Below are 22,734 nucleotides of genomic sequence, written 5' to 3' on the forward strand. Positions count from 1 at the left end.
CTGAATAAGATCCTGACCTTCTTGATCAAGGCAAATGGCAAGGGGCCGGCCGGCCCCTTGCCGTGGAGGCAGAAACCCTGGGCTAAGGGCTCAGGCCGCGATCCCTTCGAGGCGCAGCAGCGCCTGCTTGATGGGCAAGCCCCCCGCATAGCCAGTCAGGCTGCCGTTCTGGCCTATCACCCGATGGCAGGGGATGATGATCGAGAGCGGGTTGCGGCCGTTGGCGGCGCCCACCGCCCGCACTGCATTGGGCTTGCCGATGGCGCGGGCGATGTCGCTGTAGCTGCGGGTCTCGCCGTAGGGGATGTCGCACAGCGCCTGCCAGACCGCTTGCTGAAACGCCGTGCCTCTTGGTGCGAGCGGCAGGGTGAAGCGTTGCAGGTGGCCGGCAAAATAGGCCTCAAATTGCGCGAGAAAAGGGGCCAGCACCACCTTGTCCTGTTGCCAGTCGCGCATGTCGGGCAGTGCGCGCAGCCCCGCCATGAAGTCCACGTGCAGCAGGCCGCGTTCGTCGATGGCCACCAGCAGATCGCCGCAGTGGCTGGGCAATATATCGTAGCGGGTCATGGGGTTGTCTCCTCTGCTTGGTTGTCGCTTGCTGCGCCTGGTGCCGACTTGGTCAGCAGTGCCGGTTCCTCGCTCATGGCATGCCACAGCCAGCTCGCCGCGTAGCCGCGCCAGGGCCGCCACCTTTCGCTGTGGGCCAATACCGCTTTCACCGGCAACTTGGTGCCGCCCCCCAGCGCCTTCAGTAGCACCAGATCCGAGGCGGGAAAGGCATCCGGATCCAGCCCGCAGCGCAGCCGCCAGTAGGCGACCGTCCAGGGGCCGATGCCGGGCAGTGCCAGCAGCTGTTCATCGCTGGCGCTGATCAGGCTCAACTCGCCGCTGGCCAGCGCCTGCGCCAGCCCCTGCAGCGTTCTGATCCGGCTACCGGGCATGCCGATACCGTCCAGGTTGAGCTCACACAGCTGGGCAGGGGTGGGCAACTGCGCCACCCCGAATTGCGCCTCGGTGCGCGCCACCAGCCGCCCGAGTATGGTGATGGCCCCCTTGACCGACACCTGCTGGCCGACGATGGCGCGCAGCATCACCTCGTACTCATCCCAGCCGGCGGGCAGCCGAACCCCCGGCCAGCGCGCCTGCAGGCGCGCCAGCAGCGGATACTGCCCGAGCCGCGCACCGATGCGCTGCATGTCGGCATCGAGATCCCACATCCGGCGCACCCGATACAGCAGATCCGGCAGCGCGGCGGGCGGCAGATCATGGACGCTGAGCAGCAGGCTGTGCCCCTTGCCCTGGCTGATGCGCACCCGCGCGAGCTGATCGCCGACCCGGTGCCAGCGTTCATAGACCTCGCCATCTACCCGCTCCAGCCCCGGAATGGCGCGCAGCCGGTAGAACGCCAGCATGGCCGCCACGTCGTACGGGGGGCGGTAGGGCAGTTGCAGCGTGAGCATTGCCCCCGCCTCGGTCTGTGGTTCAGCTTGCGTCAGGGCGGCGTCGTCGCCGGTTGACTCGCTCTGACGGCGCAGGGCCCGCGGTGCCAGCCCGTATGCCTGCTGCCAGGCATCGTTGAAGCGGCGAATGCTGGCAAAGCCCGCCGCAAACGCGATGTCGGTGATGGGCAGCCGGGTTTCGGTCAGCAGCCGCTTGGCGAGCAGCAGCCGGCGCGTCTGCTCCACCTGTTTCGGTGAGGCGCCGAGGTGCTGCTCGAACTGGCGGCGCAGCGTGCGCTCACTGATGCCGGCCTGTTCCGCCAGGGTGGTGAGCGAGCCTTCTGCCAGCTCGCCGCGATCGATCCGGGCCAGCAGGCGCGCCAGCGTCGGCGGCAGATCGCCGGGAGCGGCGGGCGCGAGCTCCGGCCGGCAGCGCAGGCAGGGGCGCAGGCCGTGCTGCTCGGCTGCGGCGGCGCTTTGGAAGTAGCGCACGTTGTGCTCGTGTGGCGGCCGCGCCGGACAGACAGGCCGGCAGTAGATGCCGGTGGAGAGCACGCCGGTAAAGAAGCGGCCGTCGAAGCGCGCATCGCGGGCAAGGCGGGCGGCATGGCACTGCTCGGCGCTGAGCTGCAGGTCTGGTTCATCCTCTGTGGCCGGCGGCATCGTCATGGCGTGATCTGTTGGCATCGGTGGCTCCTTGCGCCGAAAACGGGGTGGGCGCGGCGGCCCGGATGAGTGAGAGACTAAGCAGGAACGAAGGCGATGACTAGCCAGAAACGGACAGCAATTGAAATAAAACCGAGGCCGAGCCCGCGATCGCAGGGCGTGAAAAACAGATCGGTTTGGCGTGGCAAGTGTGCGAATCTGGGGTGACAACATCCAAGGAGGAGAGAGCCATGCCAGGACCCGCACGTGCCGGCGCCCTGATCTATGCCAGGGATCCCGGCCTGCTGAGCCACTTTTATCGCACCCTGCTGCAGATGGAGATCCGCAGCCAGAGTGACGAGCTGATCGTGCAGGAAAACGCCGACATCCAGCTGTTGTTGCACGCGATCCCCGCCCCCTATGCCGAGCAGGTGGTCATCACCACGCCGCCGCAGCTCCGTGAGCAGGGTGCCATCAAGCTGTTCTTTACCGTGCCGAGTCTCGCCTGGGCGGAAGCGAAGGCGGCCGATCTCGGTGGCGGCTTGCTGCCGCAGCAGTGGTCTGGCCCCGGTTTCGTGGTGCGCAATGCGTTCGACCCCGAGGGTAACATCCTGCAGCTGCGCGAGTTCACCGGCGTGCCGGACGGGCGCTGACACGCCGCGTTGCCATGAAAAACGGGGCCGCGAGGCCCCGTTTGTTATCTGCTGGCAGGCGCGCTGGCCCTACTTCAGATAGCGCTGCTCCAGATGGCGGCGCAGCCAGTGCGGATTCAGCGCCTCGCCGGTGGCGCGGCTGACCAGCTCATCGGTGCCATAGTGGCTGCCCTGGGACCAGATGTAGCGGCCCAGCCAGGCGAAGATCTCCGGCAGGCGGCCCGCCGCGATCAGCTCGCCCATGTTGCCGAGCTCTCGCTCGAGCGCGAAGCGCAGCTGCGCCGCGTACATGGCGCCGAGCGTGTAGCTCGGGAAGTAGCCGAACGAGCCGTCGGTCCAGTGAATGTCCTGCATGCAGCCATTCTGGTAGTTGCCCTGGGTGGAGAGCCCCAGCCACTGCTGCATCTTGGCGTCCCACAGCGCGGGGATGTCTGCCACCTCGATGCGCCCCTCGATAAGGTCGCGCTCCAGCTCGTAGCGCAGGATGACGTGGGCTGGATAGGTCACCTCGTCCGCATCGACCCGGATAAAGCCGGGCTCGACCCGGTTGTAGAGCTTGACCAGGTTCGCCGGCGCCAACGCCGCCTGTTCGCCGAAGTGGGCGCGAATGTGCGGCGCCAGCAGTGTGAGGAAGGCAGGATCATGGCCGAGCTGCATCTCGCAGAACAGGCTCTGGCTCTCGTGAATGCCCATGGAGCGCGCCTCGGCCACCGGCTGGCCCAGCAACTGGCGCGGCAAGCCCTGCTCGTAACGGGCGTGACCGGTTTCGTGGACGATGCCCATCAGGCTGGAGACAAACTCCTGCTCGTTGTAGCGGGTGGTGATGCGCACGTCGGTCGGCACCCCGCCGCAGAACGGGTGGCTGCTCACATCGAGCCGGCCGTGGGCAAAATCGAAGCCGAGCAGCCCCATCACCTGCTGGCCGAGCGCCTGCTGGGCGGCGATGGGGAAGGGGCCTTGCGGGATCTGCACCGATTCGCGCTTTTGCTGCTCGCTCACGGTCTGGATCAGGTTTGGCAGCCAGCCGGTCAGATCGCCGAAGATCTCGTCGAGCCGGGCGCTGGTCATGCCCGGCTCATAGAGCGCCAGCATGGCGTCGTAGGGGCGCACCCCCAGCGCGTCGGCACGCAAGGAGGCGACCTCCCGCGACAGTTTTACTACTTCTGCGAGGTTGGGGGCAAAGCCCGCCCAGTCGTTCTCCTTGCGCTGGCGGCGCCAGGCGTGCTCGCACTTGCTGCCGGCGAGCGACAGCGCCTCCACGAGATCCCCGGGCAGCAGGCTGGCATCCTGCCAGTGGCGCTTGATTTCGCGCAGGTTGGCACGCTGGAGCTCGTCCAGAGGCTCGCTCTCGGCCTTGGCGATCCAGTCGCCCAGCTCGGGGGCGGTGCGCTTGTGGTGGATCAGCAGCCCCAGTTCGGCCATGGCCTCGGCACGGGCTTCGTTGCCCCCCTCCGGCATCATGGCGGCCTGATCCCAGCCACAGATGGCAGAGAGGTGGGAGAGCCGGTGCAGCTGTTGCTGATGTTGTTCAAGTTTCTGATATGACATGGGATTGTCCTTGTTATCGTCCCTGATGGCGTGCACCCCGTACCTGGCATGCTCGGGGCCGATCGATGCTAACACTGCCCTCATGCGTTTTACCACCCTGGCCTAGGATGACTGACCAGATGACGGGCGCTGGCTAGCCGAGCCGTTTCTGATGGCGTTCGCGGTTCTCTGCCTTCTTGCGCTCGCTCTTGCGCAGCAGCACGTAGAGAGCCCCGCCGCCACCGTGGCGACGCTCGGCGCTGTGCATGGCCATCACCGCCGGCAGTTGCGGCAGCCAGGCGCTGACATAGCTTTTGAGCAGGGCGCGCGGCGTGCTGCGCTCTCCCTTCCCGTGCAGGATCAGCAGGCAGCGGATGTCGCGCAGCTCGCAATCCGCAATGAACTGCACCAGGCTCTGGCGCGCTTCGTTCAGGGTCTTCTGGTGCAGGTCCAGGCTCGCCTGCAGCTCGTATTTGCCGAGTCGCAGCTTCTTGTAGACCCCCTCCTGCACCCCGTCGCGCTTGAAGCCGACGATGGCGTGGGGGTCGAGCATCTCGACCGCCTCCATGCTGAGGTGATCCAGGGCGAGCTGCTCGGCGGTGGCGGCCTGGCGCCGCGCCAGCTGGGCGTCAGTCGGGCTGCTGCCCGCCGTCTGGAGGCGGATATGGTCGTTGCGAATGGGGCGCACATCGGCCACTTCATTGCGAAACAGTGAGAGTTCGTCGTTATGAGACACGGCAGGCTCCCCGCAGGTGGAATGAGCGGCCATTATAGCGGGCGGGGGCGGATCTGAAAGTGGCGGGCGCGCTGGTGGCGCGGGGTTGCTCAGCCCGTGAGCAAAGGGGAGGCGAGAGCGGGATCAGGCGATCGGGGATCGCCTGACGCAGGCTTATTGGCCCTCTTTCGGCGGCTTGGCGTTCATCACCTTGTAGATGAAATAGGCCGCGTAGGAACTGATCAGCAGGAAGGTACCGATAATCACCAACATGGACATCAGTCCCACGCTGTTGCCGAACATCAGGTTCATCCAAAATTCCATCTCATGCACTCCAGTCATCCCATTGATGACAGGCATGATAGATACCTCTTTGGGAGCAAAGAGATGATCTCGATCAAGTCCTTCCGTGGTTATTAAATCGGCAGCCGGATCTGTGAGCGCCCTCCCATATCAAGACCCTGACGGGGCCGATGTGGCCCCGCCTGCGCCTTATTGGCGGGCCTGCTTGCGCGGACCCGGCTCGGTGAGCGGGGTGATGCGCCAGCCCTGTTGTTCCAGCAACGCGAGCAAGCCCTGGTCGCCGTAAAGATGCAGCGCCCCTACCACGATGAAGCTCTCGTTTGGCAGGGTGGACCATTTCTTCAGCCAGTTGTGGTTGCGCTCCGCCAGCAGGGTCTGCTCCAGCCAGGCCTGCAGCTTGGGTGGCGCCATCTCCGATTTGAGCAGGTTGATGAGGGTCGCCTCGTCCCCCTCTTCCCACGCCTTCATCACCTCGCGAAAGCCGCGCTCGAGTTCGGGCAGCTCGTCCAGGGTGCTCTCCAGCATCAGGGTCTGGTTGTCACCGACGCTGGCGAGGTAGCCGAGCTGCTCGAGCAGGGTCTCGAAGCCGATGATGGGCTTGCCGCTGTCGCCGGCCTGCCTGGCGAAATGCTGATCCACCCCGAGCGCGCTACTGAAGTCGGTGCGCTCCAGTGCCGCCTGGGTGAGGGTGATGGCGGCGAACCAGGGGCGCAGCGGGGCCAGCATGTTCTCGGTCAGGCCGTTCTGGCCGGCGGCGATGATGGTGCGCCGGTAGAGATCGAGCGGCACGTGCTCCTTGAGGGTCTTGCCGTCCACCAGCCGGGTGATGGCCCCCATCTCTTGCCACTGCTGCTGGCTGATGTGGGTCAGGTCGACCTCCAGTACCAGGGCGCGGCTCTGCAGCCAGGCCCGCTCGATGGGGTCGGGCAGCGGATAGAGCGAGGGTTTGCCCGCGTGGATGGAGCCCAGCAGCCAGTGCTGCTGATCGCCCTTGCTGACCTTATAGAAGGCTGGGTCGGCAAAGGCGCTCAGCGGCAGCAGCAGGCAGAGCAGGAAGGGGAGCAGCAGGCGATGGAGTCTCATGGGGCACCTTATGTCAGCGGATGGCTTCTCTTCGTCACAATAACCCCTATGATAAGTCCTCATTTGTCACAGCCAAGAGGTTTTCCCATGCCCCACCTTCGTTTTCGGGCCGTCTCCGTCGACACCCTCAAGCAGATAAGCGCCCCCCTGCTGGCGGATCTCTGTGCCCTTACCGGGGGCAAACCGGAGTTCGTCACCCTGGAGAGCATCGACAGCCACTGGGTGCGCGAGGGGGAGGTCGAGGCCGGCTTTCCGTTCGTCGAGCTGGTCTGGTTCGAACGCCCGCAGGAGCTGCAGGACGCAGCGGCGGCGCTGATCACCCGCCACCTGAAAGCGGTGCTGGGGGAGCAGACCTATGTGGTGGTGCAGGTGCTGCCCATCGTCAAGAGCTGCTATTACAGCAACGGCCAGCACTACTGAGCGGGTACTGCCAGGGATGGCGGCTTGGCTGATTCAAGCCACTCTGGTGCCGCACTCTGGTGCCGGTTGGTGGGGATGAGACGAGAGGCGACGACGCTCGTCGTCGCCTCTGGTTGCAGGCTGCTTGCAGGTGTGCCGGGTGGCGAAGCGGTCGCCGTCAGGCCGACTTGGCGAGGATCCGGTCGAGCAGGCGACTGGGCAACAGGCGGCGCAGCACCCCGAACAGCCGGGTCGGGAAGGTGACCGGGTAGCGGTGTTTGGGGCGCGGGCTGCCGAGTGCGTGCAGCAGCGGCGCGATGCAGGCCTCGCTTGGCAGGGTAAAACCGCGGGCACCCCCTTCACGCTCCAGCCGGCTCAGGGTCTGCTGGTAGGCGGCCTGATGGCGGCTGGCGGCGGGCTCTATGTGGCGCAGGAAGGCGGCGCGCGCATTGGCCCGAAAGCGGGTGTCGATGGGACCCGGCTCGATCAGGCTGATCTGCACGCCGCTGCCGGCCAGCTCCAGGCGCAGGGTATCGGTATACCCTTCCAGTGCGAACTTGCTGGCGTTGTAGGCGCCGCGATACTTCATGGCTACCAGCCCCAGCACCGAGCTGTTCTGCACGATGCGCCCCTCGCCGGCCGCCAGCATGGCCGGCAGCAGCTGGCGAATGAGGTGGTGCCAGCCGAACAGGTTGGTGTCGAACTGCTCGCGCAGCGCCTGGGTGGGCAAATCCTCCAGCGCGCCGGGCTGGCCGTAGGCGCCGTTGTTGAACAGGCCATAGAGGCGGCCGCCGGCCAGTGTCTGCGCCTCGGCCGCGCCCCGCGCTATGCTGGCCTCGTTGGCCAGATCCAGCTCGATCGCCAGCAAACCCAGCTGGCGCAGCTGCGCCACGTCCTCGGCCTTGCGGGCGGAGGCGATGACGGTGTAGCCGTGCTGGCCGAGCGCCTTGGCGGCGGCCAGGCCGATGCCGCTGGAGCAGCCGGTGATCAGAACGAAGCGGGACATGGGGGCATCCTTGTGTGACGAGGCAGGCAGCAGCGCCTGCGGTTTTGCATGTTAACCCGCTGATCAGAAAAAAGAAAACCGGGCCAATCGGCCCGGTTTGCTAACTTCAACCACCTGCTTACAGGATGGTGAACGGCATGATGATGTGGAACTTGACGTCATGCTCGGAGGCGAAGATGTTGGGGTATTCGGTCCAACCGCCGCCCTGGCTGATGTCGTTGTTGTAATCGGTGTAGTGCAGCTTGAACAGGGTGCCCTTCAGCTTGCCATCCTGCACTGTGTACATGACGTCGAAGTTGGCTGCCCATTCGGTATCTTCACCGTTGGTGGCCTTGGTGCCGTCGCCTTTCTGGATATCCCAGCCGTAGGCACCGGAGACACCGACGGACCAGCCAGGTGCACCCACCAGGTCATCCAGGGAACGGGTCACGCCGAAGAACAGCGCTTTTTCGTTGTTGGCGTTCCAGTCGGAGCGGGAGTCCCACCAGATTTCGTTCGCGCCCTGGGAGTTGCCGTAGCCACGGGTCAGACGGGGCAGGTAGTTGCCTTCGTTACCCTCGGCCTTGGTCCACAGACCTTCCAGACGGAAACCGTACGGGCCCATGCCCCAGGCGGCGGTCAGCGCTTGCTGCCATGCCAGGCCATCGTAAGTCTCGATGTCGGCACCACCCTTCTGATAGGTCTTGGTGTCGGAACCGTAGAACTGGTAGCTGGTGGAGAGGCCGTTCAGCACGTCGAATTTATGGGCCAGCTTGAAGTGGTAGCTGTCCATGTAGTTTTCGGAGTTACCGTAGGAACCTGTGATGGCGGTGCCGTTCTCGAAGGTGTAACGGGCGGCGACACCCTGGATGTAGTCGATGACGTTTTCATCGGCGAACGGATCCATCCATGCCTTGGCGCGGGAGAACTTCTGGGTCTCTTTGTACCAGGGAGATTTGTACTCGTCGGCGATGGCGTAGGTCAGGTAGAGGCCACCGAAGTTACCCTCGATCTGGCCACCACGGTAGGTACCCGGCTGATAGGACCAGTTCACACCGATCACGCCCGGTACGTAGAGCTGGGTCAGACCGCCCTTGGCGGTGAGGGCACCGTCCAGCGCCTTGAATTTCAGCGAGGCGTTGGCCAGGCTGAAGCCGCCTTCCGGGGAGCCGTCCTTGTAGTTTTCGCCCCATTTGTTGCCGGCGAAGGAGAATTCGTTCTCCTGGTTGACCGCATGGTTCTCGGTCACGGCCAGGTCATAGGCACCGAAACCGCCCACATCGATACCCACCACGTCCCAGGCGTAGCCGGAGTTGAAGTTCAGGGAGGCCTGGGTGGTGGCGTGGCTCAGGTTGGACTGGTACTTGCCTTCTTTGTTCTTGGCAGTGGGGTCGCCATCGATACGCTGACGGTCACGCTGGAAGTAGAAGAGGCCACCGTTGAGTTTGCCTTCTTCGTAGAATTTGCTGGCGGCGGCTGCATAGGCGGGGCCGGCTTCGTCGGCAGCCAACACCATACCGGGGGCGAGCATGGCAGCAACGATGGCTGCGCTCAATGCGGCACGTTTGAAGATCACTTTTTCCATTTTGTATTGCTCCTGATTTTATGGACTTAGCTTTTTTTGTCCGGCAGTCAGGCAAGCGCCCGCCGCTCGGTATTGGCATTGCAATCAAGACCCCGAAGGGCAAAAGTTCGAGTATGTCGGCTGCGGCCGCGACGTCTTGGCACATCTGCGGTGGTGCAGTTCTGTTCATCACATAGTTTGTTTTTTTGTGTTCCGATCCTTGGCTATCGGACAATCCAAGAGTACGTTCGCGGTGCGAAATATCAATGGAAAGTTCCCACCAAGTTTCAAAAATATGACCGAGTGCAAATAATCATGACGCTTGCTGTGGACACTCCCAGCCCGCTGATATCGGTGATGACAACGTTTTCAGATGAAATTGCCGGCCGATCCGGACGGATCGCACGCTGCAGAGGGATCTTTCTTCGTTAACCAGCGGATAACAGATAATTTTGTGCCACAAAAAAAGATAAACCCCTGCGCGATGGCAGGGGCCGGGTAGGGGGTGCCGGCGGAGCCGGTACGGCTCAGGCCTGGTGACCGAGGATGCGCGGGATCTGGCTGGCCTGGTGGTGGATGTGCTCCGACACCTGCACCGAGAGGCGGCTGCCCTGGCGGGCGTGCTGGCTGATGCGGCCGATGAGATCGGCAAAACTGGCCAGCTTGTGCTCCTGGCTCTTGGCGTTGTCGGCCCCCTGCAGGGCGATGACCGCCGTGCTGCGCGCCATCTCCCGCACCGCCTGGGTGGTCTGGCGCAGTTGCTCCGCCTGCTGGCGCTGGGCGGCGGCTTCTGCGGTGATCCGCGCCAGCACGGTGCCGAGCTGCTCCCCCGCCTGGGTGAGCCTGGTCAGGATCTCGGTGATCTGGCCAAGGGAGCGCTGGGTATCGGCAGAGAGGTGGCGCACCTCGTCGGCCACCACCGCAAAGCCGCGTCCCTGCTCGCCGGCCCGGGCCGCCTCGATGGCCGCGTTGAGCGCCAGCAGGTTGGTCTGCTGGGAGATGTGACCGATCACGTCGACGATGGCGGTTACATCTTCCACCGAGCGTTTGAGCTGGGCCAGGGCGCCGCCACTCTCGTCGATGGCGAGCCCGGTCTGGGAGGTGGCCTGCAACATGCCGCCCACCAGCTGTTCGCTCTGGCTCATGGAGTGCTCATTGTGCTGGGCGTGCTGCGCTATCTCGGCGGCCACCTGATGTACCTCGCCAGCCAGCTGGTTCAGCTCGTTCATCATCAGATCGCTCTCGTCCACCGCCTGCTCCGTGGTGCGGGTGCTGTGATGGATCTCCTGCACCTGGTTGACCATCCCCTGCAGGCTTTGCGACACCGCCGAGAGCTGGCCCTCTTTCTGCTGCTGATCCTGCTGCAGCCGCAGGATGAGGCGGTTGTAGCTGGCGACGATGTCGGCCAGCTCGTTGCGCTCGCGCCCCTCTGGCAGGGTTTCGGCCTGCCCGGTCTCGTCGAGCTGCAGGAAGGCCGCACGCAGGCGCAGCAGCGGCCTGACCAGCCAGCGGCGCTGTACCAGCGCAAACAGCAGGGCGACCAGCACCAGACAGAGCGCCAGGCTGCCGAGGATGGCGGCCAGCCGCTGGTTGACCGCTTGGCGGGCAGCGGCCAGTTCGCTGCCCATCTGGCCGGTGGCCTGCAGCATCTGGCCTATGTCTTGTTGCACTGCGAGACGGCCCGCCTGCTGCTGTTGCAGCGCCTTGCGGCTGTTCTCCAGCTCCTGCGGGTAGCGCTTGAGCAGCGAGAGCAGTTCGGCTTTGGGCAGATCCCCGAGCTCCTTGCGCTCCGGTTCCCCCAGAGTGAATTCGTCGGCGGGGGGCGCCTCGAACAGGCCGAGCGGCGGCAGGGCCGCCAGCTGCTCGGCCTGTTTTTGTAGGGCCGTCAGCTCGAACTGCAACCCTTCCAGCAGCTTGGGGCTGGCCTGCTCCATGTAGTTCTGGCGCAGGTGAGCTAGCCCCGGCAGGGCTGCCAGCAGGTCGCCGGCCAGCTGGCGATAGCGCTCGGCGCTGGCCGGGTCGCTCCCCGTTGCTCCTTGCTGGCCATAACGCAGCAGCGCTCTGGCCTGATCGGTCAGCTCGTTCTCGGCATTTTGCAGCAGCCACTGGCTGTTGCCGGAGAGCTTGCCGGCCGCCAGATAGTCGCTGTCGATGCGCGCCCCCATCTGTTCGAGCAGGGTGCGCAACTGGGCCGTGAGCGCCACATCCTGCTGGGCGAGCTGGGCAAGTGCCTGCTTGCGCACCCCTTCGGCCTCGGTCAGCCGTAGCGGATCGCCGCTGGCGAGGTAGTCGCGCAGAGTGCCCTGCAGGGTACCGGTGAGCCGCTGCTGCAGCCGTTCGTGCTGGTACTGGGCCTGCTCGGCCTGGTTGAGCTGTTGCCAGCCGTGCCAGAGGGCACCGACCTGCACGGCGGCGACCAGCAGCAGAGCGAGGGAAGAGAGGGAGGCATAATGGGCAATTTTCACGGCAGCATTCCTGCTTGTTGAACCACGGCGATGGGCGTCGGCGTGAGCTTAAGCAGCAGAGATGGCGCTTTTATGACAGTCAGCCCGGCGGCCCGGACTGACTGTCGAGGGGGACTGGCTTACGGCTGCGGTGCGGGGGCTTCCTGCTGCTGGCGGGCAGGGGGCTTGCCCTGCATGCCGAGCAGGGCGCCACCCATGATGAGAGCACCAGCCAGCAGGTGACGGGGGGTCAGCTGCTCGCCATTGAGCAGCACCAGCAGCAGCGTGCTTAGCAGCGGCGTCAGATAGGCCAGCGCGCCGATCCGGCGCGGATCTCCGTCTCGCAGCGCCAGATACCAGGTGACGAAAGCCGCCCCCATGGGGCCGAGCGCCAGCCCGATGATGAGGCCCCAGTCACCGGCCGGGATGCGGGCCACCGGCAGCGGTCCCTCCAGCAGCCAGGCCAGCAGCAGCGCCAGCAGCCCGGCGGGCAGGCAGGCCGCCGCCGTCATCACCGCCGGGGCCGGCGGCAGTCGGCGCGAGAGCACCGAGTAGGCGCCCCAGACGATGGCGGCCCCCAACGCCAGCAGATAGCCCGGCAGATAGGCCTGTTGCAGCTGCAGCTCGCCGTTCACCATCACCAGTACCGAGCCGGCCAGACCCAGGGCGCCGGCCAGCAGGTGACGGCCGTGCAGCGGGTGACCGGGCAGCAGCAATGGGGTGAACAAGATGATGCACAGTGGCCACAGGTAGTTGATGAGGTTCGCCTCTAGCACGGGGGCGTGGCGAAAGCTCATGAACAGCAGCAGGTGATAGAGCAGCAGGGCGCTGATGGTCACCAGCCAGTTGACCGGACGAGCCCGCCACTGACGCCAGAACGGCAGGGCTCCCATCCCGCAGAAAAACAGCACCAGCCCCACCAGCACCAGCGGTGACACGCTGGTAACACGGGAGGTGAGCGCCGCCAGCGAGGCCCACAGCACTATGGTGAGCAGCGCCAGCCCGGTGGACTTGTCCCACCACGAAGCAGCAGACATCCAACACTCCTTTGCAGATGAATGAACAAAAGGAGGGCCAGTCTAGCAGACCGGCCCTCCCCGGTGGCCATACCTCGGTGGTGTGGCGACGGGATTATTTGCTGTCAGCCACCGCGCTGCTGATGGCAGGCAACTGCTGGCGACGCACGCCCCAGATGATGAGCGCCAGCACCAGCAGCGGCAGCACGGGGTCGAACCAGGTGCCGCCGGAGCCGAACAGCAGGTTCAGCAGCGCCACCCCTGTACCGCCGATGGCCCAGGCGATAGTGGTCGGAATGGACCAGACGATCATCTGCTGCTTCACGTCTGAGATCCCCATCATCCGGTTGACCACCCAGAACAGGCTGTCGTTGAAGTAGCCGAAGAAGAGCGACCCCATGGTGGCGGCCTGGGCGGCCAGCAGCATGTTGACCCCGGGGATCTGCGCCAGGATGGGGGCCGAGATGGAGGCCGCCGTCACCATGGCCACGGTGCCTGATCCCTGGATGAGGCGTACCAGGGTCGCCACGATGAAAGGGATCAGAATGGGGGAGATGGGCAGCAGGGCGATCTGCTCGGCCAGCTGCTGGCCTGCGCCACTGTCGCGCAGCACGGCCCCCAGTGCGCCGCCGGCACCGGTCACCAGCAATATGATGCCGGCCGACTGCAGCCCCTCTTCCAGGCGAGCGGCGGTGGCGTGCCTGTCCATGTGCGGCACCAGGGTGTAAACCGCCAGCAGCACGCTGATGGCGAGTGCGATGATGGGAGCGCCGATGAAGTTGATACCCTGCACCAGCGGGTTTTCCATCAGGCCGTCCATCCCCTCCAGGGTGGCGAGGGTGGTGAAAATGGCCTTGAGGAAGATGAGCACGATGGGTACCAGGATCGGCAGCAGCGACAGGGTCAGGCTTGGTAGAGTCTTGCCCTCCTTCTCCTTGAGGTACTGCTCATAGGTGACCTGCAGCTCATCCGGGGTTTGGGCAGCCTGGGCGCCGAACTCGGGGTACTTCTTGTCGAGCCACTGGGCATAGAAGACGATGCCGAGCACGCAGGGGATGGCCAGAGCCATGCCGGTCAGCAACATGGCGCCGATGTCCACCCCAAACAGACCGGCCACGCCGAGCGGGCCCGGGGTCGGCGGCACGGTATGGTGGGTCACCACTAGGCCGCCCGCCAGCGCCACCCCCAGGGTTAGCAGGGAGCGCTTGCCGCTTTTCGCCAACGCCTTGGCCACCGGGTAGAGGATGACGAAGGCAGAATCCACGAAGATGGGGATGCTGACGATGTAGCCCGTGATGGCCAGCGCCCACTCCTCGCGGCGCTTGCCGAGCCACTTGATGAAGCTGTAGGCGATCTGCTCGGCGGCACCAGACACCTCCAGCAGGCGACCCATCATGACCCCGAGGCCGATGACGATGCCGATGCTGCCGAGGGTGGAACCAAAGCCCTGGGTGATGACGGTGAGGGTCTTGTCGATGCTCATGCCGCCGGTGATCCCGGCGATACAGGCCGCCGCCAGCATGGCGATCAGCGCGTGCACCCGGGTGCGGATAACCAGAAACACCAGCACGAAGACGGCGATGATAAGGCCGATGATGGGGGTTGGGATGTCGCTCATGATGCCTCCTGCATGTCATGGGTGATAAAGCTGTCGATGATGTCGGCAAACGTCCTGTCTGCTATGAAACCGAGGGCGGTGGCGCGCTGGTTGTCGATGCGGCCCGGCCAGCTGGCCACGATGCGTTCGATGGCCGGATCGGCGGCAAACTGCACCCGCTCCCGCGCCGCTTGGCCGCCTGCCTGAGTCAGTGCCGTCAGCATCTCGCCGACGGTGACGCTGATGCCGGGCAGGTTGATACTGCGGCCATCCCCCCTTGGCAGGGTGGCGGCCAGCAGGAAGTTGGCAACCACGGTGGCGGGGCTCGACAGCCACAGGCGCAGCTCCGGGCTCACCGGGCAGAGGGCCACTTCTCCCTGTAGCGGCTCGCGGATGATGCTGCTGACAAACGACGAGGCGGCGCGGTTCGGCTTGCCCGGCCGCACGCAGATGGTGGGCAGACGCAGCGCCAGGCCGTCGACGTAGCCCTTGCGGCTGTAGTCGTTGACCAATAGCTCCCCCATCGCCTTCTGGGCGCCGTAGGAGGAGGTCGGAGTGAGGGCGGTGCCGTCGTCCACCAGTTCCGGCAGCGGGCCGCCATAGACCGCCAGCGAACTGGTGAACACGAAGCGGATGCCCGGGCGGGCGTGCCGGCACGCCTCCAGCAGGCTGCGGGTGGTGTCCAGGTTGACCTGCCAGCCCAGATCGAAATCTTGCTCCGCGTGGCTGCTGACGATGGCGGCAAGGTGATAGACGACGGTGGTGCGTTCGCTGATGAGAGACTCGGCTACCCCGGGGGCGGTCAGATCCGCCTGCAGGCAGCGCACCCGTGGGTCGGCCAGGGCTGGTGGCTCCTGAATGTCCACCAGCAGCAGCTCGCTGAAAGGTAAGGAACTGTGCAACAGGGCACGGGCCAGCTTCTGTCCCAGAAAGCCGCCTCCGCCGGTGATGATGATCTGCATCTTGCTATCCTCAGACTCGTTCGTGTGTAGGGTCGTTATTGTTGTGCCAGCCAGGTCAGGCCTTGCCGGGTGTTGCCTCTGGGGTTGTATTCACAGCCGATCCAGTCGTGGTAGCCCGTCTGCTCCAGCACCTTGAACAGGTGCGGATAGGCGATCTCCCCCTCGTCCGGCTCGTGGCGATCCGGTACCGAGGCGATCTGGACGTGGCCGATGGCCTTGCCCAGCTTGCCGATGAGACGGGTGAGATCCCCGTCCATGATCTGGGCGTGATAGAGATCGAGCTGCACCCCCACGTTGGGTCTGTCTATCTCCTGCACCAGCGCCAGGGCGTCGAGTTGGTGGGCCAGGAAGTAGCCGGGCACATCCCGATCGTTGAGGGGCTCCAGCAGCACCTTGATGCCGTCTTCGGCCAGAAAGTCGGCGGCGAAGCGGATGTTGTCGATCAGGGTCTGGCGGTGGGCCGGGAGGCTATGAGCGGGGTCGACTATGCCGCTCATGGCGTGCACCTTGGTGCAACCGAGCGCCAGAGCGTAGTCGCGCACGCTTGGCAGGTGGGCACGAAACTCGGCCTCCCGCCCCGGGATGGCGGCCATGCCTCGCTCCCCCGCCGCCCAGTTGCCCGGCGGCATGTTGAACAGCGCCTGGGAGAGACCGTGCTGCTGCAGTTGGCGACCCAGCTCGGCGGCCGGCCACTCGTAAGGGAAGAGGAACTCCACCGCGCTGAAGCCTGCCTCGCGGGCGGCGGCGAAGCGCTCCAGGAACGGCAGCTCGGTAAACAGCATGGTGAGGTTGGCGGCAAACTTGCTCATGGTTTTATCCTCCTCAATTCATCAACTTCGGGTTCGCTCAGGTAGCGGATCCGCTGGCCGTGCAGCAGCAGTGCCAGGCGCGCCGTCTCCTCCAGCTCTTCCATGTTGTTGACCGCGTCCACTAGATCCTTGCCGGTCACCACGGGGCCGTGGTTGGCCAGCAGGAAGGCGTTGCCTTCGGGAGCGCGGCGCCCCAGCTCCTCGGCGATGCGGGCATCCCCGGGCTTGTAGTAGGGGATGAGCGGCAACTGGCCGACCCGCATCACGTAGTAGGGGGTGAAGGGACGGATGACGTTGGCCGGATCCAGTCCCTCCAGGCAGGAGAGGGCGGTCAGGTGGGTGCAGTGCAGGTGCACCACGGCCTGGCAGTCCGGCTTGTTGTGGTAGATGGCGAGGTGGAAGGCCACCTCTTTGGAGGGGCGATCCCCCCCCAGATGCTCGCCACTCATGCTCACTCGGGCGAGACGCATCGGATCGAGCCGGCCGAGGCAGGAGCCGGTCGGGGTCGCGAGTAGGGTGCCGTCCGGCAGTTTGGCGGAGAGATTGCCGGCGCCGCCGGTGGCATAGCCTCGCTGGAAAAGGGATGCGCCCAGCATCACCATGGTGTCGCGCAGTGCCTGTTCAGTCATGGAAAAACTCCTGTGCCCGGCTGAAGAAGGTCTCGTCACCAAAGTTGCCGGATTTGAGGGCCAGCGAGAGTGGGGCATCGGTAGCCCGAACCCAGGGCACGCCGGGGGCGATCTGCGGGCCAATGTGGAAGGCGGCAATACCCAGCGCCTGGGTGATGCGGCTCGAGGTCTCGCCGCCGGCGATGATGAAACTGTCTATGCCGGCGGCGCGCAGCAGCACGGCGAGGCGAGCAAAGCACTGCTCCACCGCCTCACTTGCAAGGTCGCGGCCGTAGCGGGCCTGGATCTCGGCCAGCCGGTCCGGGCTGGTGGTGGCGTGGATCATGGGGGCGGGGGTTGCCGGCTGATCCAGAACCCAGCGGGCCAGTTCGGCCGGGTAGTCGGCTTGCGTCAGGCAAGCTGCCACGTCGAGGGCTAGTGCTGGCGCCACCTCCCGATAGTGGGCCACCTGGCGATTGGTCATCTCGGAGCAGGAGCCCGACAGCACCACGGTGCGAGTGCCCAGCGGTCTTCCCGCTGCGCGGGCGGCGGCCGGATTGCCGTTGCCGAGCAACCGGGCCAGGCCGATGGCGAGGCCGGAGCCGCCGGTCACCAGCGGCATTTCTATGGCGGCCTCAGCGATATCCAGCAGGTGCTGCTCGGTGAGGGTGTCGACCACGGCGTAGCGCACGTCATCACGCGCCAGTTGCTCGAAGGCGTCGGCAATGGCTGCGGGGCCCTGCGCTATGGTGGTGAAGGGCACCAATCCGGCGCGCCCCGAGCCCTGCCACTCCATCAGGCGCAGCAGGTTGCTGTCGGTCATGGGAGTGATGGGATGGTGGCGCATGCCGGACTCGGCCAGCGGCTGGGCGCCGACGAAGAGGTTGCCCTGATAGACGGTGCGACCGTTCACGGGCAGGGCCGGGCAGATCAGAGTGAACCGGCTCTCCAGCGCCGCCAGCAGGGCATCGGTGACCGGGCCGATATTGCCGGCCGCCGTGCTGTCGAAGGTGGAGCAGTACTTCTGGTAGATACGCGGGCAGCCGCGCGCCTTGAGCCAGTCGAGGGCGGCCAGCGAGTCGCGTACTGCTTCGCCCGCGGTGCAGGATCGGCTCTTGAGGCTGATCACCACGGCATCGATCCTGCTGAGATCCACCGCCGGCGGGATGCCGGCAAGCTGGAGGGTGGCGAGGCCGTTTTCCACCAGAAATCCGGCGATGTCGGTGGCCCCGGTAAAGTCGTCTGCAATCACGCCCAGTTTCATTGTGCCTCCTCCATGCCTGGCAGGGTGATGCCGTCGAAGATCTTGATGACGGCGCTGTCATCTTCCTGGCCGTGCCCTGCGTTGCTGGCTGCGAGGAACATGTTGAGGGCGGTGCTCGCCAGTGGCAGCGGGAAGTGCAGCTCTCGCGCCGTGTCGGCCACCAGGGTGAGATCCTTGACGAAGATGTCCACCGCCGAGCGGGCCTGGTAGTCACCGGTCAGCACCCGGGCCATGCGGTTTTCGAACATCCAGGAGTTGCCGGCGGCATGGGTCACCACGTCATACATGAGATCCAGGGACACGCCTGCCCGGCTGGCCAACGCCATGGCCTCGGCGGCCACCGCGATGTGCACGCCGGCCAGCAACTGGTGAACGATCTTGACCGTGCTGCCCTGGCCCGGTTCGCTGCCGACCCGGTAAACCTTGCTGGCCACCGCATCGAGCACAGGGGCCAGCTTGTCGAAGGCGGCATCGGCGCCGGCAGCCATCACCGTCATCTCGCCGGCCTCGGCCTTGATGGCGCCGCCGGAGACGGGGGCGTCCAGCATCGGCAGGTCTAGCGTGGCCAGCTCGCGGGCGAGAGCGGCAGCTTCTTCTGCGGGGATGGTGGAGGAGATCATGATGCCGGTGCCCGGTTTGAGGTGCGCGGCGAGGCCGTGCTCGCCAAACAGGATCTTGCGCACCTGGGCGGCGTTGACCACCAGCAGCAGGACTGCGTCCAGGGTATCGGCAAGCGGGCGGGCATCGGCCATGACGGCGGCTGCTCCGGCGGCCTGCAGCTGTTCCCGGGCGGTCGCACAGAGGTCGATGCCATAGGTGACGAGTCCGGCCCGTAGGCAGGATTGGGCGGCGCCCATGCCCATGGCGCCCAGGCCGATGACGGCAACGTGATAGGGTCTGCTCATCTCTCAGTTCCTCGATTACAACGAATGAACCGATAGTAGGGGCTTGTGGTGATGAAATATCAGGCAGGTGTCACAAAAGTTAACCACACTTGTGTTAATTTTTGTTATTTAAGGAGGGCTGGAGCCGATTGAGTGGCTTTAATGGAGGGTGATGTGTGATTTGTTGTTAATTGTGAGCCTTGGTTTGCTTTTTTATCAAAACTTCCCATCCTGCTGGGGTAACATGGACGCTCGTTTTAGTGTTACGGATTGCCCATGATCCCCGTAGAGAGACAGCAACAGATCCTGCACCTGCTGGCCGAGCGCGGTGCCGTCAGCATCACCGAATTGACCGAGCGCCTGCAGGTCTCCCACATGACCATCAGGCGCGATATCCAGAAGCTCGAAGAGCAGGGGCGAGTCCTCTCCGTGTCGGGGGGTGTGAGCCTTTCAGAACGGATCAAGAGCGAACCTTCCCACGCCACCAAGCGCAGCCTGATGCAGGAGGCCAAGCTCGCCATTGCGCACAGTGCTGCAGCCCAGGTGGCGCCTGGCAGTTCCGTCTATCTGGATGCGGGGACCACTTCCCTCGAGCTGGCCCGGGAGCTGGCGCAGCGGGAAGATCTGATGATAGTGACCAACGACTTCATGGTCTGTGCCTATCTGATCGAGCACGGCCGCTGCCGCCTCTATCACACCGGCGGGCAGGTCATTCGGGAGAACCAGTCCTGCGCCGGCGAGGCCACCGCCCACTTCCTGCGCAATCTGCACCTTGATGTGGCCTTCTTGTCGGCCTCCTCCTGGGATGCCCTGGGGATCTCCACCCCCAGCGAGCAGAAGGTGCCGGTCAAGCGTGCCGTGGTGGAGGCCGCCGCGACCCGAATACTTATCTGCGACTCCTCCAAATACGGCAAGGTGGGTACCTTCAACGTGGTTGGCTGGGAAGCGATCGATCAGGTCATCAGCGATGGGCAACTGCCCGAAAGTGCCCGCGAGGTGCTGGCCCAGCACGGTGTCAGGCTCACTCTGGTCGCAGTGGGAGATGGCCCCACGGGGCTGGCAGGTTAGTTCGGGCAGGTACGCTTGTGGCGGGATGCGGGGCGGCCGACGTGCCCGCAATCGGCCGAATGGCGGCCTTGGCCTGAAACGACCAAGGGGTTGGCATCATGATGATGCCAACCCCTTGTTTTGTATGGCGCTCCCGACTGGAGTCGAACCAGTGGCCTGTCCCTTAGGAGGGGACCGCTCTATCCTACTGAGCTACGGGAGCATTGTGGCGGGCATTATACAAGAAGCCGCTCCCTTTTAAACCCTTGATTCTTATTCCAATACTGCCAGATCCCCGATCTGGATGTTAAACGGCGAATATTTGTTCTGGCTGCTGATGATGGCGCCATCCTCGAACACCTGCACCACTTCGAACAGGCCGTCGGCCGGGTTGCGCATCATGCGCGACTTGCCGTAGGGGTCGATGAAATCGGCATCGTGCTGGATGCGGAACTGATCCCCGAGCCGGACGCCGTTGCGGCGGCCCAGATTGATGTGGGGGCCGCGCTCGTTCTGGCCGACCACCCGGGCGGTGACCGGGGCGCAGCTGAGCTGGGCCACCAGATCCTGCACCGCTTCCTGCAACTGGTAGTTGACCTCCTGGCCGTAGCTCGACTGCCAGAACTGGCCGCTGCTGCTGCCCACCTGATCCCGCTTGGCGAAGGTCCAGTTGGCCCGGCCCTGGTACTCCTTGCGGCCGAGCAGGCTGCCGTTGATGCCGTCGAACAGATAGAGCTGCATGCGAAAGTTGCGGATGGGGTCTTCATACCAGCTGGTCAGCTGGTTGCCTTGTGGCTCGAGGGAGAGATCGTCGATGCTGCCGAGCACCAGATACTGGCTGTCGGTGCGCAGGCTGAGCGCCTTGATCTCTTCGAGGGCGCTGCGATCCCCCTGTTGCAGGTGGAGCGGGTCGATGCGCAGGTTTTCGTCCAGCCACTGGCGCACGGCCACCCCTTGCGGCGCGTTGGCCAGGGCCTCGAACATGCGGCGTGACAGGTTGGCGGGCATGTCGTCGAGGGCGCCGTAGCTCGCCTGCTCGGGGTAGCGCAGCCGCAGCCGCACCAGCGTCAAATCCTTGGCGTAGTGCTGGGTCTGGCAGATCTGGCGTTCGGCCTGGATGTCGGCCTGCAGCGTGATGTACATGCGGCCGTTGCGCACCTCTTCCCGCTTGAGCCGATACTGGCGAATGTCGCCGCCGGAACGGATCTGGATCTGCTCGGAGCGCAGGCTGCCGTTTTCCAGGCGCTGGATGCTGGAGACGGCGGCGCCGCTGGCCAGCAGAGCCTGCCGCAGGGCATCGCGGGTCGCCTGCTCGCGGGCGTAGACCTCGTCTCCGCCCAGGATGGCGGCACTGCCCTGCGCCTCGATGATCTCGGCCCGGGCCGACAGACTGGCCAGCAGCAGGGTTAACAGCAGCGGTAATTTCATGACAAGCACCTTGAATATGCGGGTCGGCGCGATTCACTCCTGTCGAAGCGAGGTCGCCGGCCGATACAGATCACAGAACCGTGCCGGTTGCACAGCACACGCGAATATTTAGCAAGATTCATGCCTCATTCCCGGCTCAAGCTTTGGCCGGTCGAACCGATAACAAATCAGGTGCAGATACAGGAAAGGTATCCATGAACAAACTCATCACGGCGTTGGCGCTCGCCCTGGCATTGGCCGGCTGCGGCTCCGACCCCATCAACCGGGAGCAGGGTGATCCTCGTCAGGCGGCGCAGGGGATGGAACTCAACTGGTTGGTGGCGCGCATGACCGATCAGCTGATGGAGCGCAAGTCGCTCTCCACCCTGACCGAACCCATCGCGGTCTCCTCTTTCGTCGATCTCGATACCCTGCAGGACACCAACTGGATGGGGCAGCAGATCGAGGAGAGCTTTATTTACGAGCTGAATCGGCGCGGGGAAGTGGTAGTGGATTTCAAGCTGACCGGCAGCATCAAGGTCACCCCGCAAGGGGACTTCGTGATGAGCCGCAACTATCGGGATCTCTCCCCCCGGTTGCCCATCTCCCGCATCCTGACCGGCACCTTCAGCCGCAACAAGCAGGGGATCCTGGTCAATGCCCGCATCATCGACCTGCGTACCAAGATGGTGGAGACCACGGCCCAGAGCCTGATCCCGCAACAATACCTGTTCGGTGCCAACAATTCGTTTGGCCGGGCCTCGATCAACCGCGGTTACCTGATGCGTGACAGCCAGGCGCGTCCCGGCGGCCATCTGGTCAATCTGACGCCCTGACAAGGAGTAGATGCAATGAAAATCCTGTTCGGATGCCTGCTGGTCCTGCTGCTGACGGCGTGCAGCGGCGGCAATCGGGTGGTCAACTATGGCGGCGGCAACAACAAGCCGGATGACTTCCCGGTGCTCAAGGCAGTGGGTTACGCGGTGATCGACATCCAGCCCGGTCCGTCCCAGTCCGAGAAGATGCTGCAGGCCATCCGCGCTTCCAAGATGGATGCCTATCGGGAGCTGGCGGAACAGCTCAATGGCCAGCAGGTGCGTGGCCAGAGCAGTTACAAGGACTTGACCCAGACCTCCAACTCGCTGGACGTGTCGGTAGCCGGCATGGTGCGCGGCGCCAGGGTGGTGGCCTCCTATCCCCGCGGCAACACCTATGCCACCGAGATGGAGCTAGATACCCGTGCCCTCTACAACATCAATCAGCTGATGGCGGGCCAGTTCTGACGACGTGCACGCGAAGAATGGACGACAAAAAGGCGACCCCGGAGGGTCGCCTTTTTCATTGGAGGTGTCGGCCGCCCAGCCTGGCTGATTGCAGCGCTGG

The 22,734-nt window shown here is 64.8% G+C and carries 22 protein-coding genes and 1 tRNA gene; 5 read left to right on the forward strand and 18 right to left on the reverse strand.

From position 1 onward, the window contains the following. Window positions 1-90: 90 nt before the first annotated feature. On the reverse strand, window positions 91-567 hold the full coding sequence (locus R2E40_RS05240) for a methylated-DNA--[protein]-cysteine S-methyltransferase (RefSeq protein WP_318164929.1): 477 nt from the start codon (window positions 565-567) through the stop codon (window positions 91-93). Then, window positions 564-2,126, reverse strand: coding sequence for an AlkA N-terminal domain-containing protein (locus tag R2E40_RS05245; protein WP_318164930.1), 1,563 nt, complete (start codon window positions 2,124-2,126; stop codon window positions 564-566). Before R2E40_RS05245 ends, R2E40_RS05240 begins: the two co-directional genes overlap by 4 nt. Window positions 2,127-2,335: 209 nt before the next feature. On the opposite strand from R2E40_RS05245, the gene R2E40_RS05250 reads away from it, so the two are divergent. Next, window positions 2,336-2,737, forward strand: coding sequence for a VOC family protein (locus tag R2E40_RS05250; RefSeq protein ID WP_017787743.1), 402 nt, complete (start codon window positions 2,336-2,338; stop codon window positions 2,735-2,737). A 69-nt stretch (window positions 2,738-2,806) separates the two neighbouring features. On the opposite strand, the gene R2E40_RS05255 is transcribed toward R2E40_RS05250, so the two are convergent. The 4 genes from R2E40_RS05255 to R2E40_RS05270 form a co-directional block, all read right to left on the reverse strand. Next, a complete protein-coding gene (locus R2E40_RS05255; protein ID WP_318164931.1) occupies window positions 2,807-4,285 on the reverse strand; it encodes a carboxypeptidase M32 in 1,479 nt (492 codons plus the stop codon). 133 nt (window positions 4,286-4,418) lie between these two features. Continuing rightward, window positions 4,419-5,000: a DNA endonuclease SmrA gene (gene smrA, locus R2E40_RS05260; RefSeq protein WP_029301641.1), complete on the reverse strand. Its 582-nt coding sequence runs from the start codon at window positions 4,998-5,000 to the stop codon at window positions 4,419-4,421. Window positions 5,001-5,153: 153 nt separating this feature from the next. Then, on the reverse strand, window positions 5,154-5,339 hold the full coding sequence (locus R2E40_RS05265) for a DUF3149 domain-containing protein (protein ID WP_011704978.1): 186 nt from the start codon (window positions 5,337-5,339) through the stop codon (window positions 5,154-5,156). 132 nt (window positions 5,340-5,471) lie between these two features. Then, complete coding sequence (locus R2E40_RS05270) at window positions 5,472-6,365, reverse strand: TraB/GumN family protein (protein WP_318164932.1); 894 nt, start codon at window positions 6,363-6,365, stop codon at window positions 5,472-5,474. Window positions 6,366-6,452: 87 nt separating this feature from the next. On the opposite strand from R2E40_RS05270, the gene R2E40_RS05275 reads away from it, so the two are divergent. Continuing rightward, window positions 6,453-6,785: a DUF1904 family protein gene (locus R2E40_RS05275; RefSeq protein WP_039215483.1), complete on the forward strand. Its 333-nt coding sequence runs from the start codon at window positions 6,453-6,455 to the stop codon at window positions 6,783-6,785. A 157-nt stretch (window positions 6,786-6,942) separates the two neighbouring features. Here R2E40_RS05275 and R2E40_RS05280 read toward each other — a convergent pair whose 3' ends face one another. The 10 genes from R2E40_RS05280 to ltnD all read right to left on the reverse strand — a co-directional run bounded on the left by R2E40_RS05280 (window position 6,943) and on the right by ltnD (window position 18,918). After that, window positions 6,943-7,770: an SDR family oxidoreductase gene (locus R2E40_RS05280; protein ID WP_318164933.1), complete on the reverse strand. Its 828-nt coding sequence runs from the start codon at window positions 7,768-7,770 to the stop codon at window positions 6,943-6,945. 118 nt (window positions 7,771-7,888) lie between these two features. After that, the gene (locus R2E40_RS05285) at window positions 7,889-9,334 is read right to left on the reverse strand and encodes an OprD family porin (protein ID WP_257684727.1); all 1,446 of its coding nucleotides are present in this window, start codon (window positions 9,332-9,334) and stop codon (window positions 7,889-7,891) included. Window positions 9,335-9,840: 506 nt separating this feature from the next. Further along, complete coding sequence (locus tag R2E40_RS05290; protein ID WP_318164934.1) at window positions 9,841-11,778, reverse strand: methyl-accepting chemotaxis protein; 1,938 nt, start codon at window positions 11,776-11,778, stop codon at window positions 9,841-9,843. Window positions 11,779-11,897: 119 nt separating this feature from the next. Next, window positions 11,898-12,794 (reverse strand): DMT family transporter, encoded by an 897-nt coding sequence (locus tag R2E40_RS05295; protein ID WP_318164935.1) that lies wholly within the window; start codon window positions 12,792-12,794, stop codon window positions 11,898-11,900. A gap of 94 nt (window positions 12,795-12,888) precedes the next feature. Continuing rightward, the gene (locus R2E40_RS05300) at window positions 12,889-14,391 is read right to left on the reverse strand and encodes a gluconate:H+ symporter (protein ID WP_318164936.1); all 1,503 of its coding nucleotides are present in this window, start codon (window positions 14,389-14,391) and stop codon (window positions 12,889-12,891) included. Then, complete coding sequence (gene denD, locus R2E40_RS05305) at window positions 14,388-15,332, reverse strand: D-erythronate dehydrogenase (protein WP_318164937.1); 945 nt, start codon at window positions 15,330-15,332, stop codon at window positions 14,388-14,390. The genes R2E40_RS05300 and denD overlap by 4 nt, the downstream gene beginning before the upstream one ends. Before the next feature lie 35 nt (window positions 15,333-15,367). Beyond that, window positions 15,368-16,141, reverse strand: a complete 774-nt coding sequence (gene otnI, locus R2E40_RS05310; protein WP_318164938.1) for a 2-oxo-tetronate isomerase — start codon at window positions 16,139-16,141, stop codon at window positions 15,368-15,370. Next, window positions 16,138-16,770, reverse strand: a complete 633-nt coding sequence (locus R2E40_RS05315; protein WP_139392425.1) for an aldolase — start codon at window positions 16,768-16,770, stop codon at window positions 16,138-16,140. Before R2E40_RS05315 ends, otnI begins: the two co-directional genes overlap by 4 nt. After that, window positions 16,763-18,013, reverse strand: a complete 1,251-nt coding sequence (gene otnK / locus R2E40_RS05320; protein ID WP_318164939.1) for a 3-oxo-tetronate kinase — start codon at window positions 18,011-18,013, stop codon at window positions 16,763-16,765. The genes R2E40_RS05315 and otnK overlap by 8 nt, the downstream gene beginning before the upstream one ends. Then, the gene (ltnD, locus tag R2E40_RS05325) at window positions 18,010-18,918 is read right to left on the reverse strand and encodes an L-threonate dehydrogenase (RefSeq protein ID WP_318164940.1); all 909 of its coding nucleotides are present in this window, start codon (window positions 18,916-18,918) and stop codon (window positions 18,010-18,012) included. Before ltnD ends, otnK begins: the two co-directional genes overlap by 4 nt. A gap of 255 nt (window positions 18,919-19,173) precedes the next feature. Here ltnD and R2E40_RS05330 point away from each other — a divergent pair, with 255 nt between their 5' ends. Beyond that, a complete protein-coding gene (locus R2E40_RS05330; RefSeq protein ID WP_139388509.1) occupies window positions 19,174-19,965 on the forward strand; it encodes a DeoR/GlpR family DNA-binding transcription regulator in 792 nt (263 codons plus the stop codon). Between the two features lie 125 nt (window positions 19,966-20,090). Here the strand turns inward: R2E40_RS05330 and R2E40_RS05335 are convergent. Together R2E40_RS05335 and R2E40_RS05340 are read right to left on the reverse strand one after the other, a co-directional pair. Beyond that, a tRNA-Arg gene (locus tag R2E40_RS05335) sits at window positions 20,091-20,167 on the reverse strand. Window positions 20,168-20,217: 50 nt separating this feature from the next. Next, the gene (locus R2E40_RS05340; RefSeq protein WP_029303764.1) at window positions 20,218-21,372 is read right to left on the reverse strand and encodes a flagellar assembly protein FlgT; all 1,155 of its coding nucleotides are present in this window, start codon (window positions 21,370-21,372) and stop codon (window positions 20,218-20,220) included. A gap of 194 nt (window positions 21,373-21,566) precedes the next feature. On the opposite strand from R2E40_RS05340, the gene R2E40_RS05345 reads away from it, so the two are divergent. Beyond that, window positions 21,567-22,187, forward strand: a complete 621-nt coding sequence (locus R2E40_RS05345; protein WP_039215697.1) for a FlgO family outer membrane protein — start codon at window positions 21,567-21,569, stop codon at window positions 22,185-22,187. A gap of 15 nt (window positions 22,188-22,202) precedes the next feature. Beyond that, window positions 22,203-22,634 (forward strand): LPP20 family lipoprotein, encoded by a 432-nt coding sequence (locus tag R2E40_RS05350; protein WP_043139908.1) that lies wholly within the window; start codon window positions 22,203-22,205, stop codon window positions 22,632-22,634. The last annotated feature ends 100 nt before the right edge of the window (window positions 22,635-22,734 follow it).

This window comes from Aeromonas sp. CD (assembly GCF_033349375.1).
Taxonomy (GTDB): Bacteria; Pseudomonadota; Gammaproteobacteria; order Enterobacterales; family Aeromonadaceae; genus Aeromonas; species Aeromonas hydrophila.